Source organism: Saccharothrix stipae (assembly GCF_054781895.1).
Genome location: NZ_BAAGTN010000025.1, coordinates 118,057 through 144,324, shown reverse-complemented (window position 1 = coordinate 144,324; position 26,268 = coordinate 118,057). Strand labels below are relative to the sequence as shown.

Genomic DNA, 26,268 nt, shown 5'->3' with positions numbered 1-26,268 from the left:
GGGTGCCGAAACATCTCCGAAAGTGGTGGCGTTCAGGCCGGGTATCGGATAGTCCGATGGCTCGGTGATGAGGTGAATCGTTGCAGTTCAGAGCGGTGATTGTGTTTCGCATGTTTCTCGATAGTGTCGGCGCGTGAGTCCGTTGAGGATGCGCACCTGCCACGTGAGCCGGGTGCGGACGCGCCGGTGGCGCGAGCGGGCGGCCGTGCAGCCGCGTCCCGCCGCACCGCTGGTGGAGCTGGTCTTCCCGGCCCTGAACAGCGCGTGGGCCATGGAGGTCATGCGCGGTGTGGTCGACTCCGGGTTGGACGTCGTGCTGTCCTCGGCGGTCGGTCGCGGCACGTCGTGGGCCGTCGACGTGGTCCGGGCGCGGCGTGCCGGCGTGCTGCTGGTGACGTGCTCGATCAGCGCGGGCGAGGCGCGGGCGTTCGCGCGGGCCGGGATGCCGTTGGTGCACATCGACCCGGTCGACGCGGCCGTGCCCGACCTGCCCGCGCCGGACCTGTTCAGCGTCGGCGCGACCAACCACGCGGGCGGCGTGGCGGCGGTGAGGCACCTGTCGGCGCTCGGCCACCGGCGCATCGGGGCGGTCGGCGGCCCGCGTGACGTGCTGTGCAGCCGTTCCCGCCTGGACGGCTACCGCGTCGCCCTGGAACGCGCCGGCATCGCGTTCGACCCCGCGCTGGTGCGCCACGCGGACTTCACCCGTGAGGGTGGTCGTCGCGAGGCCCACGAGCTGCTGCGCCTGCCCGACCGGCCCACGGCGGTGTTCGCGGCCAACGACGAGCAGGCGCTGGGTGTGGTGGAGGCGGCCCGGTCGGCCGGGCTGTCGGTGCCGGGCGACCTCAGCGTCGTCGGCTTCGACGACCTGCCCGCCGCCCGCCGGTCCGCGCCTGCCCTCACCACCGTCCGCCAGCCGCTCGCCGCCATGGGCAGGCGGGCGGGGTGGATGGTGGCCGACCTGATCGCCGGTCGCGCGCCCGCGACCGGCCGTGTCGAGCTGGCCACCGAACTGGTCGTCCGCTCCTCCACCGGCCGACCGTCCCGGGGGTGAGGGGCGGCCTGGTCAGCCGGTGGTGACCGTCGTGGGTGCCGCGGAAGCCGACGAGGACGGGGACGGGGTGGTGGTCGGCCCTGAAGTGGTCGGCCCTGAAGTCGTCGGCCCAGAAGTCGTCGGCACCGTGGTGGTGGGCATGGTGGGCATCACGATGGTGAAGGGGACACCCGGGACTTCGTGGCAGCCGTTCTCGTCGTGCACGACGCGGGGACGCGGGAAGCGGTTGTCGTGGCGGTCCTCGCCCTGGCAGCCGTACCACGGCGCGTTGAGCGGACGGCCGTTCTCGTCGTAGAGGTGCACGTCGGTCAGCGGCTTGCCGTCCTTGTCGAAGACGTAGATGTTGCCGCGGACCGCCGGCTGCTGGTTGTAGGTGACCGGCGCCGGGTTGCCGAAGGGGTAGCTGTCGAACCGCGACACCAGCGTGCCGAGGATGAACAGCAGCACGCCCACGGCGAAAGCGGTCGCGGGCAGGCTGATCCACAGCCACCGGCGGTCGGTCTTGGACTTGGGGCCGGCCGGCAGGGACAGCGCGGCGAGCGCCAGGGACAGCAGCAGGACCGGCGACCGGTGCAGCAGCGCGCCCGCCGCCGCGATGAGCAGCGCACGACCGATCCACCACACGGGCTGGAACACGCGCAGGGACACCAGCGCCCTGGTCAGCTCGGACCGGTCCGCGCGGTCCAGCGCGTCCTTGAGCGCGACGGTCTCCGGCAGCCTCGCGATCTCGGCCAGGAGGCCGCTCTGCCGGAACACGAGCAGGGCGCCCGCCGCCGCGCACAGGCCGACGATCACCGTCAGCTCGACGCCGTCGCCGCGGGTCAGCGCGAAGCTGAACGCCATGACCGTGCCCGCCACCAGGCTCCACAGCGCGAACCGGGCGAGCAGCGTCGACCGGACCTCGGGCCGCTCGGCGGCGGCCGGGGCGGGGGACGGGTAGCCGGCCGCGGCGCGCAGCTCGTCGGCGTACGCGCGCGGCGTGCCCAGCCGGTCGGTCAGGGCGGCCAGGGAGAACTCCTCGCCCATCTCGTCGGCGACCTCGGTGACGTGCGCGCTCGCGTCGTCCATGATCTCGGCGACCTCGGCGGCGGGCAGGTCGGCCAGCGCCGCGCGCATGCCGTCCAGGTAGTGCCGCACCTCGGTGCTCGTCTGCGTGTTCATGCACCCTCCCCCAACAGGTCGTCCAACGCCTGCGCGAACGACTTCCACGTCTTGCCCGAGTCGAGCAGCCGAGCACGGCCCGGCTCGTTGAGGCTGTAGTACTTGCGGTGCGGGCCCTCTTCGCTTGGCACGACGTACGACGTGAGCAACCCGGCGTTGTAGAGCCGGCGCAGGGTGCCGTAGACCGACGCGTCGCCGACGCCGTCCAGGCCCCCGGCCCGGAGTCTGCGCAACACGTCGTAGCCGTACCCGTCCTCCTTGCGCAGCACCGCAAGGACGGCGAGGTCCAGCACCCCCTTGAGCAGCTGACTGGTGTCCATGCGCCTCTCCCCGGTGGTGTGCGATGGATGCTACTACGGATTGCGCAGTACCGCGTACGAAGGGGTAGTGCGAGTCGGGCCGGGCACGCGGAGGCGCACCCGGCCCGGGAGGGGTCGTGGAGGGCTCAGGTCCTGAGCACGGCCGTGCCGCCCGCGGGCACGCGCAGCTCCGACTCGCACCGTCGCCCGGTGAGCAGCTCGGTGCCGGCCGCGGCCAGGCGCACCTCGGCGTCGGTGTGGTTGAGCACGAACAGGTAGTCGGCGTCGGCGCCCCGGCGGCGGACCACCTCCACGTCGCGCGGCAGGTCGTCGTCGACCGCCACGCCCGCGACCGGGTAGACCTCGCGCAGCACGCGGTCGAGCGCTACGCCGCGCAGCCGGGTCGACACGTACCAGGCGGTGCCCGCGCCGAGCCGGTGCCTGGTGACGGCCGGGCCGCCGGCCGCCGGGCCGTCCGCGTAGTCGTGCACGCTCCGCGCGCCCTCCAGGCGGATGTGCTCGGCCCACACGTCGCCGCGCAGCCCGTCGCCGAGCGACACCTCCTCGCCCTGGCGCAGGGGGAGGAACTCCTCGACCTCCAGGCCGAGCACGTCGCGCAGCGCGCCGGGGTGCCCGCCGGGGTGCACGGCGTCGTTGGCGTCCACGATGCCGGAGAAGTACGAGACGACGAGCGCGCCGCCACCGGCCACGTAGTCGTGCAGCACCTTCGCCGCCGCCGTCGACGTCAGGTACAGCGACGGCACCACGACGAGCCGGTAGCCGGTCAGGTCCGCGGCGGGCGCGACGAAGTCGACGGTCAGCCGCGCGTCCCACAGCTGCTCGTAGAACGCGCCGACGCGCTCGCGGTAGGACAGGTCGACCGACGGCCGCCAGTCCAGCTCCAGCGCCCACCACGACTCCCAGTCCCACAGGACCGCGACGTCGGCCCGCACCAGGCTGCCGCGCACCTCGTGCAGCGCGCCGAGGTCGCGGCCCAGCCGCACGACCTCCTGCCACAGCCTGCTGCTCGTGCCGGCGTGGGGCAGCATCGCGGAGTGGAACTTCTCCGCGCCGAAGCGGGAAGCACGCCACTGGAAGAACATCACCGCGTCGGCGCCGCGCGCCACGTGGGTCAGGCTGTTGCGGCGCATCTCGCCCGGCCGCTTGGCGATGTTGCGCGGCTGCCAGTTGACCGCGCCGGTGGAGTGCTCCATGAGCATCCACGGCCGGCCGCCCGCCACCGCGCGGGTCAGGTCCGCCGACATGGCCAGGTCGATGTGGTTGCGGTCCGCCTCGGCGGTCAGGTAGTGGTCGTTGGCCACCACGTCGACCTCGCGGCCCCAGCGCCAGTAGTCGATCGACTTGCAGTTGGTGGTCATGAAGTTGGTGGTGACCGGCACGGCCGAGTGCCGCCGCAGGATGTCGCGCTCGGCGGTGTAGCAGGCCAGCAGCTCGTCGGAGCAGAACCGGGCGAAGTCCAGCTCGTGCGCCGGGTTGCCGGTGGTGCCGGACGCGCGCGGCGGCTCGATCTCGGACCACTCGCCGTAGCGCTGGCCCCAGAAGGTGGTGCCCCAGGCCTGGTTGAGCGCGTCCAGGTCGCCGTGCCGGGCACGCAGCCAGCGCCGGAACGCGGCGCCCGACTCGGGGCAGTAGCACGCGCCGACCGGTGCGCCGTACTCGTTGTGCACGTGCCAGAGCGCCACGGCCGGGTGGTCGCCGTACCGGGCGCCGAGCCGCCGGGTGATGCCCGCGGCGGCCTGGCGGTAGGCGGGCGCGCTCGGGCAGAACGTCGCGCGCGACCCGCGTTCCAGCTCCGTGCCGTCACGGGTGACCGGGCGGATCTCCGGGTGCGAGCGGTAGAGCCAGGCCGGTGGCACGACGGTCGGCGTGGCCAGGTTGACCGCGATGCCCGCGCCGTGCAGCAGGTCCAGCAGCCGGTCCAGCCAGCCGAAGTCGAACTCCCCGGGACGCGGCTCCAGCAGCGCCCACGCGTGGATCGCGACGCTGACCAGGTTGACCCCGGCCTGCCGCATCAGCTCGACGTCCTCGACCCACACGTGCTCGGGCCACTGCTCGGGGTTGTAGTCCCCGCCGTAGACCAGGCCGTCCACGCCGACCGGCATCCGGGGCGCGAAGGGGTCGTCCCCCGGGGCCCGCTCGTCGGTCCGGCGAGGCACCACAAACGTCATGAACACTCCAGTGGCTGTGAACGTGCACGGATCTGCTCGCAGATTACGGTGCAGATAAGAGGGTGAGTCAAGTAGTTGACACGCGCGGCGTTGGTCCAACTACTGTGCACGTTCACAGCGCGGTTCTCGCTGGCAGCGGCGTCAGCGACGCGGAACCCCCGGAGACCTCATGCGACTCGACTTCGCGAAGAAGGCCGTGGCACTCGGGCTCGGCCTCGCCCTGCTCGCGGGCTGCGGCGGCACCGAGCAGGCGGCCGACGGCCCGGTCGAACTGTCCTTCTGGGCCTGGGCGCCCGACATCGACAAGGTGGTCGACAAGTGGAACGCCGACCACCCGGACGTCAAGGTCGTGGTGAGCAAGCAGGCCCAGGGCGACGACCTGGTGACCAAGCTCCTGACCAGCGCCAAGGGCGGCAACCCGCCGGACCTCGCGCAGGTGGAGTTCCAGGCGTTGCCGACCCTGGTCAGCAACGACGTGCTGGCCGACATCTCCGAGGGCGCCGGCGCGGTCGAGGACGAGTTCGCGCCGGGCATCTGGGACCAGGTGACGCTGGGCGGCAGCGGCGTCTACGCGGTGCCGCAGGACTCCGGCCCGATGATGTTCTACTACCGCGCCGACCTGTTCGAGCAGTACGGCCTGAAGGTGCCGACGACGTGGGACGAGTACGCGCAGACCGCCCGTGACCTGCGGGCCAGGGCGTCGGACAAGTTCCTCGGCACGTTCTCGTCCAACGACCCCGGCTGGTTCGCGGGCCTCGTGCAGCAGGCGGGCGGGTCGTGGTGGTCGGTCGAGGGTGACGCGTGGCGGGTCTCCGTGGACGACGCCGCCACCAGGAAGGTCGCGGCGTACTGGAGCGGCCTGGTCGCCGAGGGCGCGATCGACAAGTCCCCGATGTACACGCCGGAGTGGAACAAGGCGCTCAACGACGGCACGCAGATCGGCTGGCTGAGCGCGGTGTGGGCGCCGGGCGTGCTCAAGGGCAACGCGGAGAGCACGTTGGGCAAGTGGGCGATGGCCCCGATGCCGCAGTGGGACGCCTCCGCGCCGCGCACCGGCAACTGGGGCGGCTCGACCACGGCGGTGACCTCCGGTTCGAAGAAGCAGAAGGCGGCGACGGAGTTCGCGGTCTGGCTGAACACCGACCCGATCGCGGTCGAGGCGCTGGTGCGGGAGAGCGCCGTCTACCCGGCGGCCACGTCGGCGCAGGAGTCGCAGTCCCAGCCGCCCGCGTTCTTCCCGAACCAGCCGGACTTCTACCGCCAGGCCGCGCGGATCGCCGCCACGTCGTCCGGCTTCACGTGGGGGCCGAACGTCAACGTCACCTACACCGCGTACAAGAACGCGATGGGCGAGGCGATCAGCGGCGGCGCGGACCTGGTGCCCGCGTTGGCGAAGATGCAGGCCGCGACGGTGGACGACATGAAGGCCAACGGCTTCACGGTCGGCGGCTGAGCCGGTGACGTCGACCGGAGCGCCCGGGCGGGGTGGTGCGGCGCCGAAGGTGGCGCCGTACGCCTTCGTGGCCCCGGCGGTGGTGTTGTTCCTGCTGGTGTTCGCGCTGCCCATCGCCTACACCGTGTACCTGAGCCTGTTCCGCACCGAGGTCAAGGGGCTGGGGCTGGGCCGGGGCAGCCGGTCCGAGGTGTTCGTGGGCCCGGACAACTACGTGCGCGCGCTCACCGACTCGGAGCTGGGCGCCGGCGCGTTGCGGGTGCTCGGCTACGGCGCGATCCTGGTGCCGACGATGCTCGGGCTGGCGCTGGTGTTCGCGCTGCTGCTGGACGAGGACCGGGTGCGCGCCCGCGGGTTCGGCCGGATCGCGATCTTCCTGCCGTACGCGGTCCCGGGCGTCATCGCGTCGCTGCTGTGGGGGTTCCTGTACCTGCCGGGGACGAGCCCGCTCAACCGGCTGCTGCGCGAGCTGTCGGTGCCCGGGGTGGACCTGCTGTCGCCGACCGGGATCTACTTCGCGCTGGCCAACATCGCGGTGTGGGGCGGTGTCGGCTACAACATGGTCGTCCTCTACACCGCGTTGCGCTCGATCCCGCGCGACCTGTACGAGGCGGCGCGGATCGACGGCTGCACGCCGTGGCAGGTCGCGGTGCGGATCAAGGTGCCGATGCTGGCGCCCGCGCTGGTGCTGACGTCGTTGTTCTCGATCATCGCGACGCTGCAGGTGTTCGCCGAGCCGACCACGCTGGCGCCGTTGACCAACTCGCTCTCGCTCACCTGGACGCCGTTGATGAAGGTCTACCAGGACGCGTTCGGCCGCGGTGACATCCACTCCGCCGCCGCGACGTCGGTGCTGATCGCCCTGGTGATGTTCGCGATCTCGTTCGGGCTGCTGCGGGTGACGCGGTCGCGGGCGTTCGGGGGTGAGCGGTGAGGGCGCGCCTGGGCGGGTTCCCGACGTTCGTGCTGCTGCTGGGTGCGGCGTACTGCCTGTTCCCGGTGGCGTGGGTGCTGGTCGCGGCGACGAAGAGCACCGGCGAGCTGTTCTCCACCACGACGTTCTCGGTCGGGTCGTCGCTGGTGGCGAACCTCGGCGAGCTCCACGGCTACCGCGGCGGCGTGTTCTGGCGGTGGATGGCCAACTCCGCGCTGTACGCGGGGGTGGGCGCGCTGCTGTCGGCCGCGTTGTCCGGCGTGACCGGGTACGCGCTGGCGAAGTACGCGTTCAGGGGGCGTGCGCTGATCTTCAACGCGCTGATCGCGGGCGTGCTGGTGCCCGCCGTGGTGCTGGCCATCCCGCAGTACCTGCTGATGTCCGAGATCGGCCTCACCGACACCTACCTGTCGGTGCTGCTGCCGAGCGTGGTCAGCCCGTACGGCATCTACCTGGCCCGCGTCTACGCCGCCGCGGCCGTGCCCGAGGACGTGGTCGAGGCGGCCCGCACCGACGGCGCGAGCGAGGCGCGGATCCTGGGCTCGATCGCATTGCCGATGATGGTCCCGGGCCTGGTCACGGTGTTGCTGTTCCAGTTCGTGTCCATCTGGAACAACTTCATGCTGCCCTACATCATGCTCGGCGACGACGGGAAGTTCCCGGTCACGCTGGGGCTCTACACGATGCTCAAGCAGGGCAACACCACACCCGCGCTCTACACCCTCGTGGTCACCGGTTCGCTGGTGTCGGTGCTGCCCTTGATCGCGCTGTTCCTCACCTTGCAGCGATACTGGCGCATCGACTTGCTCTCCGGAGCGGTGAAAGCATGAGGGAGCCATGAGCGTCGAGCGCAGCAAGGCGGCGCGGAACCGGCCGACCATCCACGACGTGGCGGCCGCCGCGGGCGTGTCGCGGGGCACGGTCTCGCGGGCGCTGAACGGCGGCCGCAACGTGAGCCCCGCGTCGTTGGAGGCGGTGCTGAAGGCCGTGCGGACCACCGGGTACGTCGCGAACCCGGCCGCGCGCAGCCTCGTCACGCAGCGTGCGCACTCGGTGGCGTTCGTGCTGACCGAACCGCAGCAGCGGCTGTTCGAGGACCCGAACTTCAGCATCCTGTTGCAGGGCTGCACCCAGGAGCTGGCCGAGCTCGACGTGCCGGTGCTGCTGATGACCGCCAGCACGGAGGTGGAGCGCAAGCGGACCAGCCGGTTCATCGCGGCCGGTCACGTGGACGGCGTGCTGCTGGTGTCGTCGCACACCGGCAACCCGCTGCTGGAGGAGCTGCGCGACTCCGGCATCCCCGTCGTGGCCTGCGGCAAGCCGATCGGGCACGAGCGGCAGGTGGCCTACGCGGCGGCGGACGACCGTTCGGGCGCGCGGTTGATGGTGGAGCACCTGCGGTCACGCGGGCGGCGGCGGATCGCCACCATCACCGGTCCGCCGGACACGCCCGGCGGGGTCGAGCGGCTCGCCGGGTACCGGGACGTGCTGGGTGACTCCGCCGCACCGGAGCTGATCGCGCACGGCGACTACAGCCGTGCCGGCGGTGAGGCGGCGATGGCCTCGCTGCTGGCGCGTGCGCCGGACCTGGACGCGGTGTTCGTCGCGTCCGACCTGATGGCGGCGGGTGCGCTGAACGTGCTGCACGACTCGGGCCGGCGCGTGCCGCAGGACGTGGCGGTGGGTGGTTTCGACGACTCCAGCATCGCCACCTCCACCCGGCCCGCGCTCACCACGGTGCGGCAGCCGTTCCAGCGCATCACCCGCGAGATGGTGCGGCTGCTGCTGGAACAGATCCGGGGCGAGCCGCCGGCGGCGTCGATCCTGCCGACCGAGCTGGTCGTGCGCGCCTCGACGTGAGGCGTGGACCGCCCGGATCACCGAGTCGCGGCTCCGAGGCGTTCCAGCGCGCCGCGGCGGACCGTGACGTCGTCGGGGTCGTCGCCGTGGACCAGCAGTTGCAGGGTGCTGAGCATGACCGGGTTGTCGGTGCGGGTGGTGTCGTGGCCGGAGGTGATCAGCACGCCGCCCGCGTCCAGGGCCGGGCGGACGTGGGCGAGCAGGTCGGCCAGCGGTGCGGCGGCGGTCAGCTTCACCGACTCGGCGTAGCCGTCGAGCGCGTCGGGGCGGACCGACTGCAGCGCGAGCAGCGGGATCGAGCCGCTGGTGATGCGGAAGTTCAGGTCGAGCATGACCAGCTGCCCGTCGAGCGTCTCGGCGCAGTCCAGGCTGCACAGGCCGCGGTAGCCGACGTCGGCGGCGCGTTGGGTGATCGCCAGGCACTCCGCCAGCAGGTCCGCGGGCGGAGTGCTGACCAGGCCGAACCGGCCACCGACGTACACGCCGGTGTCGTCGACGCGCTGTTCGGTGACGGCGAGCAGGCGGGCGACGGCGTCCGGGCCGACGTAGAGCTGGACGCCCCAGTTGCGCGCCAGGTACAGGTACTCCTCGATCACGAACTCGCCGAGCAGGTCGGTGAACGCCGGGAACGCGACCGGTTCGCCCGCCTCGTGCAGGTAGACGTCGAGGCTGCCGCCGTGCGCGTCGTTCGTGGCGGCCTTGAGGACCCACGACTTCTCCGCCGGTGCGGCCTCGGCGAGGTCGGCGCGCGTGATGACGCTGCGGCGGGCGTGGAAGCGCGGGGCGACGAACGTGCTGATGGTGGCCTTGTTGTTCAGGTAGCCGACGAGGTGGGCGGTCTTGACCACGCGTTCGTCGGGGCACAGCACGGTCGGGTGGGGGTACTCCATCGAGATGAGCAGGCCGTCGGCCATCGCCTCGGTGACGCGGGCGGCGAACCCGGCCTCGTCGCGGAAGTCGCGCAGGTCGTCGCCGACCGGCAGGCCGCCGTCGCGCAGCTGCGCCAGCAGCGCCGGGTCCGTGCCGCCCGCGCTGCAGATCACCGGCGTGTCGCCGGCGACCGCGATCGGGCGGGCGGACAGCGCGTCGACGGTGTTGCGGTGCAGGCTGTCCCCGGCGGCCGGACGTGCGCAGACGGCGATGCCGGGCCCGTACACGTCGGTGAGCGCGCGAGGTGCGCCGACGGCGGGCGGCAGCGGAGTGGAGATGCTGATGACGTGCTCCCGTGGGGGTGAGTCGGGACGGCCACGCACGCCACACGGTGGTGTGGACGTCGATGCCGTAAGAACCCGCTTGGTGCGGGGGTGAGAGCGGTGAAGCGTGCCGTGCTCGAAGCGTCCACCGTTGGCCCGGTCGATGGCCGGGAGCCGGATGCGTGAACCGTGGCGACCAGCCCGGATGCGGGCTGTGTCCACTCAGAGTCTCACGCCGCCCCCACCTCACCCAAACGCACCCGCGAGAGTCCTACACCCACGCCGCGAGAGTCCTACGTTCAGAGCACCTGAATTCAACGCTCAGGCCAAGCGCCGTTCGTCGTGAGCGTTGAATTCGGGGTGCGTGAACGTAGGACTCTCGGGGCGTGAACGTTGGACTCTCGCGGTTTGAGGGTTAGTGGTTCAGGTAGGCCAGGACGGCTTGGACGCGGCGGTGGGTGTTGTCGGCCGGGGGGAGGTCGAGCTTGGTCAGGATGTTGCCGATGTGCTTCTCCACCGACGGCGGCGCGAGGGTCAGTTCAGCGCAGATGGCCGAGTTGGACAGGCCCTGCGCCACCAGGGCGAGGACCTCGCGCTCACGCGCGGTGAGGGTGGTGATCCGGTGGTCCCTGGTGTTGCGGGCGAACAGCTGGCGGACCACCTCCGGGTCCATCGCGGTGCCGCCGGCGGCCACGCGGTCCAGGGCGTCGAGGAACTCGTCCAACGCGGTCACGCGGTCCTTGAGCAGGTAGCCGATCGCGCCGTTGCCGTCGGCGAGCAGTTCCGTGGCGTAGGTCCGCTCCACGTACTGCGACAGGATCAGGATCGGCGCCTTCGGGTCCTTCGCGCGCACCGACAGCGCCGCGCGCAGCCCCTCGTCCCGGAAACCCGGCGGCAACCGGACGTCCACGATGGACAAATCGGGTCGGTGGTCGAGCACGGCCCGTTCCAGGTCCGGCGCGTTGTCCACGGCCGCCACCACGGTGTGCCCGGTGTCGGTCAGCATGCGCACCAGACCGTCGCGGAGCAGCAGCAGGTCTTCGGCGATCACGATGCGCATGGGAGCTCCGCGAGAACGGTGGTGGGCCCACCCGGTGGACTGGTGATCTCCATCGTGCCGTCCAATGCCTCGACCCGACGCCGCAACCCGTCCAAACCGGAGCCGGACGGGTCCGCGCCGCCCCGCCCGTCGTCCCGCACGGCCACCGCCAGCACACCGCCCGACCGCCGCAGCGAGATCGAGCACTCGTCCGCCGCCGCGTGCTTGACCGCGTTCGCCAACGCCTCCGCGACCACGAAGTACGCCGCCGACTCCACGGCGGGCGGCAGCTCGCCCAGCTCACCCGCCTCCACCACGACGCCGAGCGGCGCGTCGCCCGCCAACGCCGTCAACGCCGCCGCCAGGCCCCGGTCGGTGAGGATCGGCGGGTAGATGCCGCGCACCAGCCGCCGCAACTCGGCCAGCGCGTCGTCCAGCTGCCGCCGCGCGGTCAGCACGTCGGCCCGCGCCGGGTCCTCCGCCAGGCCGGCCGACCGCAGCTTGCGGTCGGCCAACGCCAGCGTCATGCCCGCCGCCACGATCCGGGCCTGCGCGCCGTCGTGCAGGTCCCGTTCGATCCGCTGGAGCTCGGCGGCCTGCGCGTCGACCACCCGCAGCCGGGTCTCGCGCAGCGTGCTGACCTGCCGGCGCAGCCGTGCCCGCGGCCCGGCCTCCAGCAGCCAAGCCCCGATCGACGCCTGCACCCGTGACACCGCGCCGACCAGCCACAGCACCGGCCAGAGCACCGCGAGCCCCGCGAACGAGAGGGTGAACCGGCCGCCGACGGTGTTGAACAGCCAGTCGGCCACCGGGTACAGCCGCGGGTTGGGCACGGACCACAGCCACAGCGGCGCGAGGACCACGCCCGCCTCGACCACCGCGGCGACCACGCCCACCACCCCGGTCGCCACGCAGACCGGGAACGACAGCAGCAGCCACGCCAGGTCGCGCCACGTCGCCGGCTCGCGCAGCACGACCCGGCCGCGCGTCCACGGGTTCGTCCCCGTCACCGGCTCGTACGGGTCGTCGACCACCCGGCCCAGCGCCCACCCGGCCCGCCACCGCTCCAGCCGCGCGATCCGCCTGCTCACCCACGTCACCGCCAGGAACACCGGCGGCCCGAGGAAGGTGAACGACAGCACGCCGGTGGCCAACGTGGTCAACACCGCCCACAGGAACGACGCGGGCCCGATCAGCAGACCTGCCAGCAGGTGGGCCAGCCCTCTGGCCGCGCGGGGAAACACCTGGTCAACCTAGCTGAGGCAACGAACGGAGCCGCACCACCACGCGTGCGGGCACGGCACCGGCCACCAGACCGAGCAGCCCGACGCCGGCCACCATCCCGAGGTACCGCAGCGGATCGGCGAACAGCCGCCACCGGCCGTCCTGGGCCACGCTGAACGCGCCGACCACGACACCGCTGATCGCGCAACCGAGCACCAGCGCGACCACCACGGTGATCAACGCCTCGCGGTCGAGCAGCCGGTGCAGCTGCCGCGACGTCGCACCGGCCAGCCGCAGCCCGGCGAACTCGCGCCGCCGCGCACCGGTGGCGATGGCGAACGTGTTGACCACCGCGATCGCGGTGAAGCCGAGCGACACGGCCACCATCAGCTCCCACGCCGCCTGCTGGTTGCGCACCTCGGCCGCGCCCGCCTCGGCCGGCGCCAGCGGGAACCCGGCCAGGTCCGGCGCACCGCGCAGGTGGATCGCGCCGACCAGCCCACGCGGGTCGTGCGCCGCCACCAGCCCCGCGTCCAGCACCAGGTCGCCGAAGCCGCGCCAGTGCGAGAACACCGCCACCACGGTCAACGTCACCCGCGTGCCGTCGGCCAGCCAGAACGTCGGCCGGTCGCCGACCTCCCAGCCCCGCTGCGCGGCCAGCGGACCGCTGACGGCGACCGAGTCGGCCGCCAACCGGGCCAGGTCGCCCGCCGTGACGCCGAGGTCCAGCGCGCGCTCGCCGGCCAGCCGCAGCCCTTGTGCCGGGTAGTCCTCCGGCTTGCCCTCCTGGTCGACCACGACCTTCGTGCCCACGGTGAGGGCCGACCCGGTCACCGCCGGCAGCGCGGCGACCCGCTCGGCGGTGGCGAGCGGCAGGCCGGGCGCGTTCGTCGCGGCCACCTGGACGGTGGCCGGCGCGGTGCGCGCGGCCTGCTGCTCGGCGGTCACCTCGGCGGTGATGTCGCCGTTGACCAGCATGGTCGCGTTGATCGCGAACATCAGCGTCAACGGGATCGCGACGCCGACGACGCGGCGGCTCTCGATCCGGGTCATCGCACCCGCGACCCGGCCCAGCACGCCGGTCAGCCCGACCAGCCGGGACACGACCGCCGTCACACCGCCGACCAGGACCGGGCCCAACGCGGCGGCCGCGCACAGCAGCAGCGCGCACGACACGAAACCCATCCCCATGCCGAGCGGCCCGCCCAACGGCACCAGGCCGAGCACCGCCACCGCGCCCGCGCCGAGCACGGCCGCGGCCACGACCCGCGGCACCCGACTGCCCCGCGCCGCGGTCACCGTCTCCCGCAACGCCTGCGTCGGCGAGATCCGCACCGCCCGCCGTGCCGCCACCGACGTGGCCGACCGCGTCACGAGCAGCCCGAGCACGGCCGCCGCGACCAGCACCACCGGGTCGACCGCCACCGCGAACTGCGCCGGCACCGCGCCCAGCTCGCGGAACCGACCGGCGACCACGTGCGCCACGACCACGCCGACGGGGAGGCCGGGCACCGTGGCCACGACCGTGACCAGCGCGATCTCCGTGCCCAACAGGCGGCGGAGCTGACGGGGCGTGGCGCCCGCCGTGCGCAGCAGGGCCAGTTCCCGCAGCCGTTGCCGGACCGCCAGCGACACCGTGCCGGTGAGCACGAACACCGCCGCGAAGCCGGTGATGCCCAGGACGAACCCGAAGATGGAGATGGCGCCGATGTAGTCCGGCACGGCGCCCGGCAGGTCGCCGCGCACCTTGTCCGCGCCGGTGTGCACCCGCGCGCCGAGACCGTCGAGCGCGGCGAGTCCTTCGAGCGCGGCGACGACCTGCCGGCGATCCGCGCCCGGCGCCAACCCGACCGCGACGGCGGTGGGGCCGGTCAGCCCGGAGAACTCGGCGACCTGCCGGTCGGCCGCGAACACCGCCGCCTGGCCCGGCACGCCACCGGTCACCACGCCCGCCACCCGGACCTCACGCGCACCGGTCTTGGTGGTCAGCCGCACGGCCTGCCCGACCGCCAGGCCGAGTTCCGCGCCCACCGCGACCTCACCCGCTGCGGGGGCGACCCCGTCACGCAGGACGTACGGGGTCAACGACGCCGAGGCCCAACCGTGCGCCACCACGGACGCGCGTTCCGGCGCCCGCACCGGCGTGCCGTCGAGGTCCAGCGCGACCGGGAACGCCACGTCCGCCACCGCCGTGCCGACCCCCGGTGTCGCCGCGACGGCCCCGACCAGCCCGGCGGGCAACGCGCCGGCGCCGGTCAGCCGCTCGGTCTTGGTCTTCACCTTGACCTCGTCGCCCTTGTCCCGCGTGGTGGTCAGCTCGACCGAGCGGTCCGCCGCGACCACGAGGTCGACCGCGGCGAACCGGTCACCACCGGGACCGGCGGTGAGCACGGAGTGCAGCAGCAGCCCGCTGCCCGAGATCAACGCGACGGCCAGGAACGCGGTCAGGAAGGTGCCCGCGAACGCGCCCGGGCGTCGCCGCACGCTCGCCACCGCCGGCTTGAGCATCATCGCGTCAGCTCCGTCATCCGGGCCGCGACCCGCTCGGCCGTCGGCGCGACCAGGTCACCGGCGAGCCTGCCGTCGGCCAGGAACACCACGCGGTCCGCCCACGCCGCCGCGGCGGGGTCGTGCGTCACCATCACCACGGTCGCGGCGGAGGTGTCCACGAACCCGCGCAGCAACGCCAGCACCTCGCGCCCGGTGGACAGGTCGAGCGCGCCGGTCGGCTCGTCACCGAAGATCACCTCGGGGCGACCGGCCAACGCCCGCGCCAACGCCACCCGCTGCTGCTGCCCGCCGGACAGCTCGCCGGGCCGCGACCGCTCCCGCCCGCCGAGCCCGACCCGCGCCAGCACCTCGCGCGCCCACGCCTCGTCCGGCCGGGTGCCCGCGAACCGCTGCGGCAGCAGCACGTTGTCCCACACCGACAGGGCGTCCACGAGGTTGAACGACTGGAACACGAACCCGACGTGCCGACGCCGCACGGCGGTCAGCCTCGGCTCGCGCAGCGCGCCGACGTCCTGCCCGGCCAGCACCACCCGCCCGCCGGTCGGCTGGTCCAACCCCGCCGCGCAGTGCAGCAGCGTCGACTTGCCCGACCCGGACGGGCCCATGACCGCCGTGAACGACCCGCGGGCGAACCCGACCGTCACGCCGTCCAGCGCCCGCACGCGCCCCGAGTACACCTTCGTCACGTCGGTCAACGAGACGACATCCGCCGCCGCGACCCGTGAACCCCGCACCAGAACCATGACCGGGACTCTTCCGCCCGGCCGCGCCCGAACCCACCGTGCGAGCTTTGATCTCCGGGGTATGGCTGTCCCTACCGCGCTGTCCTACCCAGCCCGAACCGCCCGCCCCCTAGCGCGCGAGGCCGTGCTCGTAGGCGTAGATCACCGCGTGCACGCGGGTGCGCAGGCCCAGCTTGGCGAGGATGCGGGCCACGTGCGTCTTCACCGTGCCCTCCTCGATGGTCAGGGCGGCGGCGATCTCGCCGTTGCTCAGGCCGCGCACGACGTGGGCCAGCACCTCCTGCTCACGCGGCGTGAGCCGGTCGAGCGGGCGGGGCGCGGGTCGGGGTGACAGCCGCGCGAAGCGGGCGATGAGCCGCCCGGTGACCTTCGGGTCGATCAGGCCCCGACCCTCGTGCAGGTCGCGCACCGCGTCCAGCAGCCGGGCCGGGTCGCTGTCCTTGAGCAGGAACCCGGCGGCGCCCGCGGCCAGCGCGCCGAACAGGTACTCGTCCAGGTCGAACGTGGTCAGCGCGAGGATCCTGGGCGCGGGCCCGGTCGCGGTGAGGCGGGTGATCGCGGCGATGCCGTCGCCGTGCGGCATCCGCAGGTCCATCACGGCGACGTCGGGCCGGCGGGCCAGTGCCAGGTGGACGGCGTCCGCGCCGTTGGCCGCCTCCGCGACCACCTCGATGTCCGGTTCGCCGTCGAGGACCATCCGCAGCGCTTCCCTCACCGGTTCCTGGTCGTCGGCGACGAGCACCCGAATCACCACTCACCCCGTCCTCTCGATCGGCAGTTCGGCCAGCACCCGCCACCCGTGCGGCTCGGTCGGCCCGACCGCGAGGGTGCCACCGACCAGGCGCACCCGTTCCCTCATACCGCGGATGCCCTGCCCCTCCAGGTGCGGCGGGGCCACGGCCCGCCCGTTGTCGACGACCGCGACGACCAGCCGGTCGCGCTCCCGGCGCAGCGCGACGTCCACCTCGGTGGCGGCCGAGTGCCGGGCGGCGTTGGTCAACGTCTCCTGCACCACCCGGTACGCGGTGTGGTCGACGGCGGGCGGCAGCGGTGCGGGCAGGCCGGACCGCCGCACCGTGATGCGGCGGTCCGGGCCGGAGAGCCGCCCGGCCAGGTGGTCGAGCTCCGCCAGCCCGACACCGGACGGGGCGTCCCGCAACGTGCCCAGCAGCTCGCGCACCTCGTCCAGCGCGGACGACGACAGCTCGGCGATCGTGCCCAACGCCCGGTCGGCGAGCGGTGGGGCACCGTCCAGCGCGCGCCGGGTGGCGGTGGCCTGCATCCGGATCGCGGTCAGGTGGTGGCCGACGCTGTCGTGCACGTCTCGGGCGAGCTGCGCCCGTTCCTCGGCCAGCACCCGGTCCGCGTCCGCGCGGTGCAGCCGCAGCGTCTGGGCCGCCCGTTCGCGGTGCAGCCGCAACGCGTAGCCGGTCGCCACCGGCGCGACGCCCATGACGACCAGGTCGGTGACCGTGAAGACCTGGACCGGGCTGCCCGCGATCGCGGCGCTGACCAGCACCCAGCCGCCGCACACCGCCAGCACCAGCCCCGGACCGCGGTCGCGGTGGTAGACGGCCGCGCAGAACGCGCCCATCGTCACCAGCATCCCCGGCCACGTGGGCAGGAAGCCCAGGCCACCGAGCCCCACCACCGCGGACAGCACCGCCGCCGTCAACGGCAGCACGCGCCGCAGCAGCAGCGGCAGGCTGACGGCCAGGCTGGTCGCGCACAGGACCGGCAGCGGTTGCGGCGGATGGCCCCGGCCCTCCCAGATCGAGAGGAGCACCAGCAGCGCCGTGACGCCCACCACGAGCAGGCCTTCCCGGGCGTATCGCATGGCCGCCATCGTCTACGCGGCGCCGCAGGCCGTGCCTTCGGGTGGCAGCGCGCCGGTGGTCAGGTAGCGGTGGACGTGCTCCCGGACGCACGGGTGGCCGCTGAGGTAGAGCGCGTGATCGCCCTTCACCGGCAGGTAGCGGGCGTGGCCGAGCTGTGCCGCCACGCGTCGCGCGTCCCGTGGTGGGGTGGTGCCGTCGTACTCGCCACTGGCCACCAGCACCGGCGGGAGGCCCCGGACGTGCAGCCGTTGCGGCGGGTACGTCCCGGTGCCGGGCAGCCCGGCGCAGTGGTAGGCCATCGGCCACGTCGCGACCCACCCGATGTGGGGCGTGATCGAGCGCAATTCGGCCTCCCACGACTTGAGCACCCGGTAGTCGGAGGGGTAGGGGAAGTCGGCGCAGAACATGATCCGGGACAGGTCGGGGTCGCGGCCGCCGACCGGCTGCTCGGCGAACCGGGTGGCGTCGCCCGCGTGCGCCTCGGCGACCGACCGGGCCAGACCCGGCCACTCCCGCTCGAACCCGGGATTCGTGCGCGACACGATCCGGGAGGCGTTGACGGTCGTGCCGGCGCCGGGCGCGGGTATCGGTTCGCGCGCGGCCCGGGCGAGCAGTTCGTCCCAGACGGCGAGCACGTCACGGCCGTGCAGCGCGCACGTCGGCTCGCCGGCGCACCACTCGGCGAACCGCACCATGTTGCGCTCCATGGTCCGCGCGCGAGGCATGAGCCAGTCGGTCCAGGAGCGGGTGGTGTGGTCCAGCACGCTGTCCAGGTACATCCGGCCGACCCGCTGCGGGAAGTGCCGCGCGTAGGCCTGGGCGAAGACCGTGCCGTAGGAGTTGCCGTAGTAGTCGAGCCTCGCCTGGCCCAGCGCCGCCCGGATCGCGTCCATGTCCCTGGCCACCTGCCCGGAGTCGAGGTGGCCCGCCAGCGGCCCGGCCGCGTGCCGGCCGCAGTCGACCCCGAACCGGTGGTTCGCCGCGCGGTACCGCTCGTAGGTGTCCTGGTCCGGTGAGGCCCACTCCAGGTTCTCCGGCAGCGGCGCCGGGTACGGGCACCGGATCCCCGTGCCGGCCTCGAAACCACGCGGGTCGGAGACCACGATGTCGAACCACTGCGTCAGGTCGGTGAACGCGCTCTTGGCGATGCGCAGCACCGAGATCTGCTGCGCCGGCCCGCCCAGGTTGACCAGCAGCACGCCCTTCTTCGCGGCCTGGTCGCGCGCGGGCAGCCGGGCCAGGCCGAGTTCGACGCGCGGACCGCCCGGGTCGCCCCAGTCCGCCGGCACGGTGATCGCACCGCAGTGCAACCCGTCGCCGCAGTCCACCCACGACAGCGCGCCACCGGTGGCCTGCGCGGCACCCGGCGCGACGGTGAGCGCGGCGAGCAGGGAGACCGCCCCCGCCACGCCGGTGATCGTTTTCCTCATCGGCCCAGCGTGCTCGCCCGGCGCACGGCCGCGCGTCCCTCTTCGGACAGATCTTCCGGCGAACGTCGTCGGGCCTACCGCGCCGTGGGGTACTCCGAGACCTGTGGCAGGTCGTGGCCCAGCCGGTCGCGCTTCGCGGTCAGGTAGCCGATGTTGTGCGGGTTGGGCCGGACCAGGTGCGGCACGCGGGCCGTCACCGCGATGCCGTTGTCCTCCAACGCCCGGATCTTGTCCGGGTTGTTGGACATCAACCGCACCGAGCCGACGCGCAGGTGCTTCAGGATCCGCGCGGCCGGGGTGTAGTCCCGGACGTCGACCGGGAGGCCCAGCGTGGTCGCGGAGTCGAGCGTGTCCATGCCCTGCTCGTCCTGGAGCACGTGCGTGCGCACCTTGGCCACCAGCCCGATGCCGCGCCCCTCGTGGCCGCGCAGGTAGACCAGCACGCCGCCGCCCTCGGCGACGATCCGGTCCAGGGCCGCCTCCAACTGGTCGCCGCACTCGCAGCGCATCGCGCCGAAGATGTCACCGGTCATGCACTCGGAGTGCACGCGCACGAGCACGTTGTCGCGCAACGCCGTCCGCCCGTAGACGAGCGCCATGTGCTCGTGCCCGTCGGCCCGGAACGCGACCGCGCGGAACGTGCCGCGGCGCGTGACCAGATCGGACTCCGCGACGTCCTGGTCGTTGAAGGCTTCGTGCTGCATCCGGCTCCCCTGTCGCCCCGACACCGGCCGAGCGCTTCACTACGCTCGACCGGACCTGCACCGTAACTCGCGCACTCGCCGGAGGTCACCCTGTTCAGCATCACCGTTCGCGACCACGTGATGGTCGCCCACAGCTTCCGCGGCGAGGTCTTCGGCCCGGCCCAACGCCTGCACGGGGCAACGTTCGTGGTGGACGCGAGGTTCAAACGGGACGATCTCGACGCCGACAACATCGTGGTCGACATCGGACTGGCGACCGAGCGGCTACGCGCCGTGCTCGGCGAGCTCAACTACCGCAACCTCGACGACGAGCCCGCGTTCGCCGGGACCAACACCTCGACCGAGTTCCTGGCCAAGCACGTCGCGGACCGGCTCGCGGCCGACGTGCACGCGGGCGAGCTCGGCGAAGGCGCCCGGGGCCTGGCCGCGATCGAGGTCACGTTGCACGAGTCGCACGTCGCCTGGGCGAGCTACGAACGCCCGCTGTGACCCTCCACTTCGTCCTGCCGGGCGGCGTGGACGACCCGACCTCGCCCAGCGGCGGCAACGTCTACGACCGCCGGGCGATCGAAGGCCTGCGCGCGCTGGGCGGGCGGGTGCGCGAGATCGCCGTGCCCGGCGCGTGGCCGCAACCGGAGGAGAGCGCCCGGCGGGAATTAGGGCGGGCGCTGGCCGGGATCGGCGACGGCGCGGTCGTGCTGCTCGACGGGCTGGTGGCGTGCGGTGTGCCGGAGGTCGTCGTGCCGCACGCCCGCCGGCTGCGCCTGGTTGTCCTGGTGCACCTGCCGCTGGCCGACGAGACGGGCCTGGCGCCCGCCGTGGCGGCCCGGCTGGACGCCGCCGAACGGGAGTGCCTGCGCGCCGCGAGCGCCGTCGTGGCCACCAGCCCGGCCGCGGCACGGCGGCTCGCCGGGCACCACGGGTTGACCGCGGTCCACGTGGTCACGCCCGGCACCGACCCCGCGCCGCTCGCCACCGGCACGGACGGCGCGTCCCGGCTGCTGTGCGTCGCCTCGGTGACCCCGCGCAAGGGCCACGACGTGCTGGTGGCGGCGCTGGCGGAGGTCGCGGACCTGCCGTGGACCTGCGCGTTCGTCGGGCCGGTGCGGTGGCCGGTCGGCGAGCTGGTCGACCGGCACGGGCTCGGCGCCCGGGTCGAGCTGACCGGTCCGCTCGGCGGCGAGGCGCTGGAGCGCGCGTACGCGACGGCCGACCTGTTCGTGCTGCCGTCGCGGGCCGAGACGTACGGCATGGTCGTGACCGAGGCGTTGGCCCGCGGTGTGCCGGTGCTGGCCAGTTCCGTGCCGGACGCCCTCGGCGCCGGCGGGCTGCACCTGCCCGCGGGTGACGTGCCGGCGTTGGCACGGGCCCTGCGGCGTTGGTTCACCGACGAGCGGTGGCGGCGTGAGCTGCGCGGCCGTGCGCTGGCACGCCGTCGTGAGTTGTCCACATGGGACGAAACGGCGGCCCGGTTGGCGGAGGTGCCGGCTAGTCTGCGGCCATGAGCACCTTCGCACCGGAATGGCTGTCACTGCGCGAGAGGGCCGACGCGGAGGCCCGCGCGCTCGACCTCGTCGACCGGCTCGGGAAGATCGATCTGAACCGGGCACCCCTCGTGGTGCGTGATCTCGGGTGTGGAACGGGATCGTTGGGACGATGGCTCTCCGGGCGGCTGGGCGGTCCGCAGCACTGGGTGCTGCACGACCGCGACCCCCGGTTGCTCAGCATCGCGGCGGCGACCATGAGCGGTGTGACGATCGAGACGCACGAGAGCGACGTCACCGCGCTCACCGCCGCCGACCTGGCCGGCACGTCGCTGGTCACCGCGTCGGCGCTGCTCGACCTGTTGACCCGGGACGAGCTGGACGGCGTGGCCGGGGCGTGCGTCGAGGCGGGCTGCCCGGTGCTGTTCACGCTGTCCGTGGCGGGTCGGGTGGAGTTCGACCCGGCCGAGCCGCTGGACGCCGGGTTCGAGGCCGCGTTCAACGCGCACCAGCGGCGGGTGGTCGGCGGACGTCGGCTGCTCGGCCCGGACGCCGTGGAGGTCGCGGTGGAGGTGTTCGCCCGGCGCGGCGCCGAGGTGACCACGAGCCCGAGCCCGTGGCGGCTGGGCCCGGACCAGGCCGCGCTGGCGGGGGAGTGGCTGCGCGGGTGGGTGGGCGCGGCGGTGGAGCAGGAACCCCGCCTGGCCGCCGACGCACCCGGTTACCTGCGGCGCAAGCTCGACCACGGGCCGCGGGTCGTGGTGCACCACACCGACCTGCTGGCGGTGCCGTGATGCGGCGGCTCTGGCCCTGGTTGAGGCTGGTCGGCGCGGTCGCGGTGCTGGGCGCGCTGGGGTGGCGGTTGGGCGCCGACGCGTTCGTGGCCGGGCTGCGGGCCGTCGACGGGTGGTCGGTCGCCGCCGCGGTCGGGATCGGGCTGCTGACCACGCTGGCCTGCGCCCGGCGGTGGTGCCTGATCGCGCGCCGCCTCGGCTTGCCGCTCACCCTGGGCGCGGCCGTGTCGACCTACTACCGCGCGCTGCTGCTCAACGCCGTGCTGCCCGCGGGCGTGCTCGGGGACGTGCACCGGGCGGTGAGCCACGGTCGGCAGGCCGGTGACGTCGGGCGCGGTGTGCGGGCGGTGGTGTTCGAGCGGGTCGCGGGGCAGGTGGTGCTGGTCGTGCTCGGTGCCGTGGTGCTACTGGCCGGCCCCTTGTCGGTCGAGGTCCCGGGCGTGCTCGGCGCGGCGCTGGTGGTGGTCGTGGTGGCGGTGGTCGCCGGCCGCTCGGCGAAGGTGCGCCGGGCGTTGCGCACGACGTGGGCGGACGCCCGCACGGGCCTGGTGAACCGCGAGGTCCTGCCGGAGGTCGTCCTGCTGTCGGCGGCCGCGTTGGCCGGGCACGTGGCGCTGTTCCTGGTCGCGGCCGAGGCAGCCGGCGTCGAGGCGCCGATCGGCAGGCTCGTCCCGCTGGTCGTGCTCGCGCTGCTGGTGATGGCCGTGCCGGTGAACGTCGGTGGTTTCGGGCCGCGCGAGGCGTTCCTGGCGGTGGCGTTCGGCGCGGCCGGCCTCGGTGCGGCCCAGGGGCTCACGACGGGGGTCGTCTACGGCGTGTTGGCGCTGATCGGCAGCCTGCCGGGGGTGCTCACCCTGTTCCGCTCAGAACACCGCCAGGTACGGCCCGAACGACTCGACCAGCGCGGCCAGCACGTCCCGGCCCTTGTCGGCTGACGCCAGCGACGGCCGGCCGACCACACCCGACGACGTGTACGGCGCGAGCCCGAGGGTGAGCATGTGCGGCCGGTCGTCGGCCAGGTGGTCGCTCGTCTCGTAACCGCGCTTCACCAGCTCCGGGTGGGCGTGCAGGAGGATCGACGTCTCCAGCTCGCCCGCGTGCATGTCGCGGCGGGACGAGGTCTCGACGCCGGCCGCGTCGCGTGCCGCGGCCCAGTCGCCGCCGCCGGGGAACAACGCCATCCCCTCGGCCTCCTGCACGACGTTGGCCAGCACGTAGTTGCCGCCGTGCCCGCTGACCAGCACCAGGTTCGGCACGCCCGACCGGCGCAACGAGTCCGCGACGTCCCGCACCACCGAGTACAGCGTGCGCGCCGAGATGCTCACCGTGCCCGGCCAGGCGGCGTGCTCCTGCGAGCACGAGATCGTGATCGGCGGCAGCAGCTGGACCGGGTGCGCGTCGGCGATCGCCCGCGCGATCGTGCAGGCCACGACCGTGTCCGTGGCCAGCGGCAGGTAGGGGCCGTGCTGCTCGTGGCTGCCGACGGGCAGCACCGCCACGGTCGCCGCGCGCGCCCGCACGTCCTCTGTGGTGTCAGGCAGGTACATGCCCGGCACCGTAGCCAACGCGGTGGCACAGGGCCGGTAGCGCGCCGCTCGCCAACGCCGGCAGCACGGACGGCAGGTCGTCGAACCGGCTCTCGCCCGTGATCAGCGCGTCGAACGCGGGGTCGGCGAGCAGGTCGAGCGCGAGGGCCATCCGCTCGGCGTAGGTGCGGTCGGGCCGGGCGACCACGCCGACCTGGCTGCCGATCAGCCGGAGCCTGCGGGAGTGGAAGAACTCGCCGAGCGGCAGCGCGACCCGGCGGTCGCCGTACCAGCTCAGCTCCACCACCCGCCCCTCCGCCGCGAGCAGCGCCAACGACCTGGTCAGCCCCGCCTCGGTCGCGCTCGCGTGCACGACCAGGTCGCGGTCGCCCGCCGCGTCCTCGGGTGAGGCGAAGTCCACGCCGAGGGCGGCGGCCACCGACGCGCGGCCCGGGTCGGCGTCGACCAGTTGCAGCCGCACCCCGGGGAACCGGGCCAGCACGGCGGCCACGGCGCACCCCACCATCCCGCCGCCGACGACCGCGATCCGGTCGCCGACCAACGGCTTGGCGTCCCACAGCGCGTTGACCGCCGTCTCCACCGTCCCGGCCAGCACGGCCCGCGCGGCGGGGACCCGGTCCGGCACGGGCGTCACCGCGTCGGCGGGCACCACGTAGTGCGTCTGGTGCGGGTAGAGGCAGAACACCGTGCGGCCGAGCAGCGGACCGCGCTCCACCACGCCGACGTTGAGGTAGCCGTACTTGACCGGCCACGGGAAGTCGCCCTCCTGGAACGGCGCGCGCATCACCTCGCGCTGGCTCTCCGGCACGCCACCGCGCAGCACCAGGCTCTCCGTGCCCCGGCTGATGCCCGAGTAGAGCGTGCGCACCAGCACGTCACCGGGCCCGGGCTCGGCCAGTTCGACCTCCCGGATCTCACTTTTTCCCGCCGAGGTGAACCAGAGGGCCCTCGCAAAGCGTGTCATGTGTACAACCTCCGAACCGGCACGAGGGGCAAGATGACCACACTCCAGCACAGCGCGACCGTCAACACAGAGCCTGCGGCGTGGGCGGGTGCGCAGGTGGTGCTGCTCAGCGTGCTGGAGGCCACGGTCGGGTTGGGTGCGCTCGGGTGGCTCGTGGGCATCGCCTACGCGGTGGTCACGCAGGCGTTGCTGAACGGTGCGGTGCAGCGGTCGGTGCGTGGCGTGCTCGGGCCGGCCGACCGGGTCACGTCGGCCAGGGGCCTGCTGGTCGGTGGCGTCACGGCGCTGGTGGCCGCCGGTGGCCGGGAGACGGCGCTGCTCGTCGCGCTCGCGGCGGTCGCGCTGGCGCTGGACTTCGTGGACGGGCAGGTGGCCCGTCGCACGGGGACCACGTCGGCGATGGGCGCGCGGTTCGACATGGAGGTCGACGCGTTCCTGATCCTGGTGCTGAGCGTGCACGTGGCGTTCGCGTTGGGACCGTGGGTGTTGGTCGTGGGCGCGCTGCGGTACGCGTTCGTCGCGGCCTCCTGGGGCCTGGCCTGGCTGAGGGGCGCGTTGCCGCCCAGCCAGGCCCGCAAGGTGGTGGCCGCCGTGCAGGGGATCGCGCTGGTCGTCGCCGCGTCCGGCCTGCTGCCGCACGACGGTGTCCTGGTAGGACTGGCGCTCGCCTCGCTCGGGTGGTCGTTCGGGCGTGACATCGCCTGGTTGTGGCGCAATGCTCCGGTATCGGTGGAAGGAATCAGCCATGTCTGACGCAGCTCGAACGGACGTCGTCCGCGGTGTCGGGAACATCGCCCTGTGGGTGGTGCAGGTGCTGCTGGCCGCGTACTTCGTCTACAGCGGGGTCTCGCTGCTCGGCGACGACTTCGTCGGCAAGTTCGACAAGATCGGCTCCGGGCAGTGGCTGCGGTACGTCACCGGTGTGCTGGAGATCGCGGGAGCGCTCGGCCTGCTCGTGCCGCGGCTGTGCGGGCTCGCCGCGTTGGGCCTGGTGGGCGTGATGGCCGGCGCGGTCGCCACGGAGCTGGTCATCCTGAACGACCCGGACGGCGCGGTGCTGCCCGCCGTGCTGCTCGCGCTGGCCGCCGTGGTGGCGTGGTTGCGGCGCGACACCATCCGCGCGCTGCTTCAGAGCTTCGGGAAGTAGCGCAGCACGGCCACGTCGCCGAGCTTGGTCACCTCCTCCAGGTGGAAGCGCCGGGCCGGCCCGCCGGGGAACTCGGCCGGGTTGACGAACCGCGGCGCGGCGGCCTGGCCGATCAGCATCGGCGCCACGGCCATCCGGATCTCGTCGGCCAGCCCGGCGGACAGGAACGCGGTGTGGATCGTGCCGCCGCCCTCCACCATGAGCCGGTCCACGCCGCGCGCGCCGAGGTCGTCCAGCAGCGCGCCGAAGTCGACGGCCGGACCGAGGGACACCACCTCGGCGAGGTGGCCGACGACCGGCTCGGCGCGCCACCGGCCGGAGTCCGTGGTGTAGACGAGCTTCTCGCCGCCGTGGTGCCAGAACGCCAGCGCCGGGTCGAGGTCGCCGCTGCCCGTCACGGCCACCTTCACCGGGTACTCGGAACGGCCTTCGGCGACGCGGGCGGCACGGCGGTCCGCGCGGTTCACCAGCAGGCGCGGGTTGTCGCGGCGGATCGTCGCCGCGCCGACCAGGATCGCGTCGGACTCCGCGCGCATCCGGTCGACGTGGTCGAAGTCCTCGGCGTTGGACAGCGGGAACCGTTGCGCGCCGCGGTCGTCGATGTAGCCGTCCACGCTGACGGCGACGCTGAGCAGGACGTACGGGCGAGTCACGAGCCCCACCGTACCGACGGCTGAACCGCGGGTGGGCGTGCGTGCGT

The 26,268-nt window shown here is 73.5% G+C and carries 26 protein-coding genes; 11 read left to right on the top strand and 15 right to left on the bottom strand.

Annotation, left to right across the window (positions count from 1 at the left end; all coding sequences use genetic code 11):
- The first annotated feature begins 133 nt into the window (after positions 1-133).
- Positions 134-1,054 (top strand): substrate-binding domain-containing protein, encoded by a 921-nt coding sequence (locus tag ACYVLT_RS37080; protein WP_461124836.1) that lies wholly within the window; start codon positions 134-136, stop codon positions 1,052-1,054.
- Between the two features lie 12 nt (positions 1,055-1,066).
- Here ACYVLT_RS37080 and ACYVLT_RS37075 read toward each other — a convergent pair whose 3' ends face one another.
- The 3 genes from ACYVLT_RS37075 to ACYVLT_RS37065 form a co-directional block, all read right to left on the bottom strand.
- Positions 1,067-2,215 (bottom strand): DUF1700 domain-containing protein, encoded by a 1,149-nt coding sequence (locus ACYVLT_RS37075; RefSeq protein ID WP_461124835.1) that lies wholly within the window; start codon positions 2,213-2,215, stop codon positions 1,067-1,069.
- Positions 2,212-2,535, bottom strand: a complete 324-nt coding sequence (locus ACYVLT_RS37070) for a PadR family transcriptional regulator (protein ID WP_360458664.1) — start codon at positions 2,533-2,535, stop codon at positions 2,212-2,214. The genes ACYVLT_RS37075 and ACYVLT_RS37070 overlap by 4 nt, the downstream gene beginning before the upstream one ends.
- 125 nt (positions 2,536-2,660) lie before the next feature.
- Positions 2,661-4,703, bottom strand: a complete 2,043-nt coding sequence (locus ACYVLT_RS37065; RefSeq protein ID WP_461124834.1) for a beta-galactosidase — start codon at positions 4,701-4,703, stop codon at positions 2,661-2,663.
- Positions 4,704-4,872: 169 nt separating this feature from the next.
- On the opposite strand from ACYVLT_RS37065, the gene ACYVLT_RS37060 reads away from it, so the two are divergent.
- Genes ACYVLT_RS37060 through ACYVLT_RS37045 form a run of 4 tightly spaced genes read left to right on the top strand, consistent with a single transcriptional unit; the run spans position 4,873 to position 8,950 of the window.
- Positions 4,873-6,156: an ABC transporter substrate-binding protein gene (locus tag ACYVLT_RS37060; RefSeq protein ID WP_461124833.1), complete on the top strand. Its 1,284-nt coding sequence runs from the start codon at positions 4,873-4,875 to the stop codon at positions 6,154-6,156.
- Between the two features lie 4 nt (positions 6,157-6,160).
- Positions 6,161-7,090 carry a carbohydrate ABC transporter permease gene (locus ACYVLT_RS37055; RefSeq protein WP_461124832.1) on the top strand — a complete coding sequence of 310 codons (930 nt, stop codon included), beginning with the start codon at positions 6,161-6,163 and terminating at the stop codon, positions 7,088-7,090.
- Entirely contained in the window at positions 7,087-7,920 is an 834-nt protein-coding gene (locus ACYVLT_RS37050) for a carbohydrate ABC transporter permease (RefSeq protein ID WP_461124831.1), read from the top strand. Before ACYVLT_RS37055 ends, ACYVLT_RS37050 begins: the two co-directional genes overlap by 4 nt.
- A 7-nt stretch (positions 7,921-7,927) precedes the next feature.
- Positions 7,928-8,950: a LacI family DNA-binding transcriptional regulator gene (locus tag ACYVLT_RS37045; RefSeq protein WP_461124830.1), complete on the top strand. Its 1,023-nt coding sequence runs from the start codon at positions 7,928-7,930 to the stop codon at positions 8,948-8,950.
- A 17-nt stretch (positions 8,951-8,967) separates the two neighbouring features.
- On the opposite strand, the gene ACYVLT_RS37040 is transcribed toward ACYVLT_RS37045, so the two are convergent.
- The 9 genes from ACYVLT_RS37040 to ribA form a co-directional block, all read right to left on the bottom strand.
- On the bottom strand, positions 8,968-10,203 hold the full coding sequence (locus ACYVLT_RS37040) for a hypothetical protein (protein WP_461124829.1): 1,236 nt from the start codon (positions 10,201-10,203) through the stop codon (positions 8,968-8,970).
- Between the two features lie 355 nt (positions 10,204-10,558).
- Positions 10,559-11,203 carry a response regulator gene (locus ACYVLT_RS37035; RefSeq protein WP_461124828.1) on the bottom strand — a complete coding sequence of 215 codons (645 nt, stop codon included), beginning with the start codon at positions 11,201-11,203 and terminating at the stop codon, positions 10,559-10,561.
- Positions 11,191-12,426: a sensor histidine kinase gene (locus tag ACYVLT_RS37030; RefSeq protein WP_461124827.1), complete on the bottom strand. Its 1,236-nt coding sequence runs from the start codon at positions 12,424-12,426 to the stop codon at positions 11,191-11,193. Before ACYVLT_RS37030 ends, ACYVLT_RS37035 begins: the two co-directional genes overlap by 13 nt.
- Before the next feature lie 4 nt (positions 12,427-12,430).
- Complete coding sequence (locus ACYVLT_RS37025) at positions 12,431-14,917, bottom strand: ABC transporter permease (protein WP_461124826.1); 2,487 nt, start codon at positions 14,915-14,917, stop codon at positions 12,431-12,433.
- The gene (locus tag ACYVLT_RS37020) at positions 14,914-15,660 is read right to left on the bottom strand and encodes an ABC transporter ATP-binding protein (RefSeq protein WP_461124825.1); all 747 of its coding nucleotides are present in this window, start codon (positions 15,658-15,660) and stop codon (positions 14,914-14,916) included. Before ACYVLT_RS37020 ends, ACYVLT_RS37025 begins: the two co-directional genes overlap by 4 nt.
- A 109-nt stretch (positions 15,661-15,769) precedes the next feature.
- On the bottom strand, positions 15,770-16,414 hold the full coding sequence (locus ACYVLT_RS37015) for a response regulator (protein ID WP_461124824.1): 645 nt from the start codon (positions 16,412-16,414) through the stop codon (positions 15,770-15,772).
- A complete protein-coding gene (locus ACYVLT_RS37010) occupies positions 16,415-17,497 on the bottom strand; it encodes a sensor histidine kinase (RefSeq protein ID WP_461124823.1) in 1,083 nt (360 codons plus the stop codon). It abuts the gene before it with no gap.
- Positions 17,498-17,509: 12 nt separating this feature from the next.
- Positions 17,510-18,928, bottom strand: a complete 1,419-nt coding sequence (locus ACYVLT_RS37005; RefSeq protein WP_461124822.1) for an alpha/beta hydrolase — start codon at positions 18,926-18,928, stop codon at positions 17,510-17,512.
- Positions 18,929-19,002: 74 nt separating this feature from the next.
- The gene (gene ribA, locus ACYVLT_RS37000; RefSeq protein WP_461124821.1) at positions 19,003-19,632 is read right to left on the bottom strand and encodes a GTP cyclohydrolase II; all 630 of its coding nucleotides are present in this window, start codon (positions 19,630-19,632) and stop codon (positions 19,003-19,005) included.
- 90 nt (positions 19,633-19,722) lie between these two features.
- Here ribA and ACYVLT_RS36995 point away from each other — a divergent pair, with 90 nt between their 5' ends.
- The 4 genes from ACYVLT_RS36995 to ACYVLT_RS36980 are packed head-to-tail and all read left to right on the top strand — an operon-like array spanning position 19,723 to position 22,845.
- Positions 19,723-20,121 carry a 6-pyruvoyl trahydropterin synthase family protein gene (locus ACYVLT_RS36995; RefSeq protein ID WP_461124899.1) on the top strand — a complete coding sequence of 133 codons (399 nt, stop codon included), beginning with the start codon at positions 19,723-19,725 and terminating at the stop codon, positions 20,119-20,121.
- Positions 20,118-21,137 carry a glycosyltransferase family 4 protein gene (locus ACYVLT_RS36990; protein WP_461124820.1) on the top strand — a complete coding sequence of 340 codons (1,020 nt, stop codon included), beginning with the start codon at positions 20,118-20,120 and terminating at the stop codon, positions 21,135-21,137. Before ACYVLT_RS36995 ends, ACYVLT_RS36990 begins: the two co-directional genes overlap by 4 nt.
- Positions 21,134-21,910: a class I SAM-dependent methyltransferase gene (locus ACYVLT_RS36985; protein ID WP_461124819.1), complete on the top strand. Its 777-nt coding sequence runs from the start codon at positions 21,134-21,136 to the stop codon at positions 21,908-21,910. Before ACYVLT_RS36990 ends, ACYVLT_RS36985 begins: the two co-directional genes overlap by 4 nt.
- On the top strand, positions 21,910-22,845 hold the full coding sequence (locus tag ACYVLT_RS36980) for a lysylphosphatidylglycerol synthase domain-containing protein (protein ID WP_461124818.1): 936 nt from the start codon (positions 21,910-21,912) through the stop codon (positions 22,843-22,845). Before ACYVLT_RS36985 ends, ACYVLT_RS36980 begins: the two co-directional genes overlap by 1 nt.
- Here the strand turns inward: ACYVLT_RS36980 and ACYVLT_RS36975 are convergent.
- Both ACYVLT_RS36975 and ACYVLT_RS36970 read right to left on the bottom strand, forming a co-directional pair.
- Positions 22,774-23,457, bottom strand: a complete 684-nt coding sequence (locus ACYVLT_RS36975) for a creatininase family protein (protein WP_461124817.1) — start codon at positions 23,455-23,457, stop codon at positions 22,774-22,776. The genes ACYVLT_RS36980 and ACYVLT_RS36975 overlap by 72 nt on opposite strands.
- Complete coding sequence (locus ACYVLT_RS36970) at positions 23,444-24,421, bottom strand: zinc-dependent alcohol dehydrogenase (RefSeq protein WP_461124816.1); 978 nt, start codon at positions 24,419-24,421, stop codon at positions 23,444-23,446. Before ACYVLT_RS36970 ends, ACYVLT_RS36975 begins: the two co-directional genes overlap by 14 nt.
- A gap of 33 nt (positions 24,422-24,454) precedes the next feature.
- Here ACYVLT_RS36970 and ACYVLT_RS36965 point away from each other — a divergent pair, with 33 nt between their 5' ends.
- Both ACYVLT_RS36965 and ACYVLT_RS36960 read left to right on the top strand, forming a co-directional pair.
- Complete coding sequence (locus ACYVLT_RS36965) at positions 24,455-25,174, top strand: CDP-alcohol phosphatidyltransferase family protein (RefSeq protein ID WP_461124815.1); 720 nt, start codon at positions 24,455-24,457, stop codon at positions 25,172-25,174.
- Positions 25,167-25,568: a DoxX family protein gene (locus tag ACYVLT_RS36960; protein ID WP_461124814.1), complete on the top strand. Its 402-nt coding sequence runs from the start codon at positions 25,167-25,169 to the stop codon at positions 25,566-25,568. The genes ACYVLT_RS36965 and ACYVLT_RS36960 overlap by 8 nt, the downstream gene beginning before the upstream one ends.
- On the opposite strand, the gene ACYVLT_RS36955 is transcribed toward ACYVLT_RS36960, so the two are convergent.
- Complete coding sequence (locus tag ACYVLT_RS36955) at positions 25,550-26,221, bottom strand: RibD family protein (RefSeq protein WP_461124813.1); 672 nt, start codon at positions 26,219-26,221, stop codon at positions 25,550-25,552. The two genes, ACYVLT_RS36960 and ACYVLT_RS36955, sit on opposite strands and share 19 nt — an antisense overlap.
- Positions 26,222-26,268: the final 47 nt, after the last annotated feature.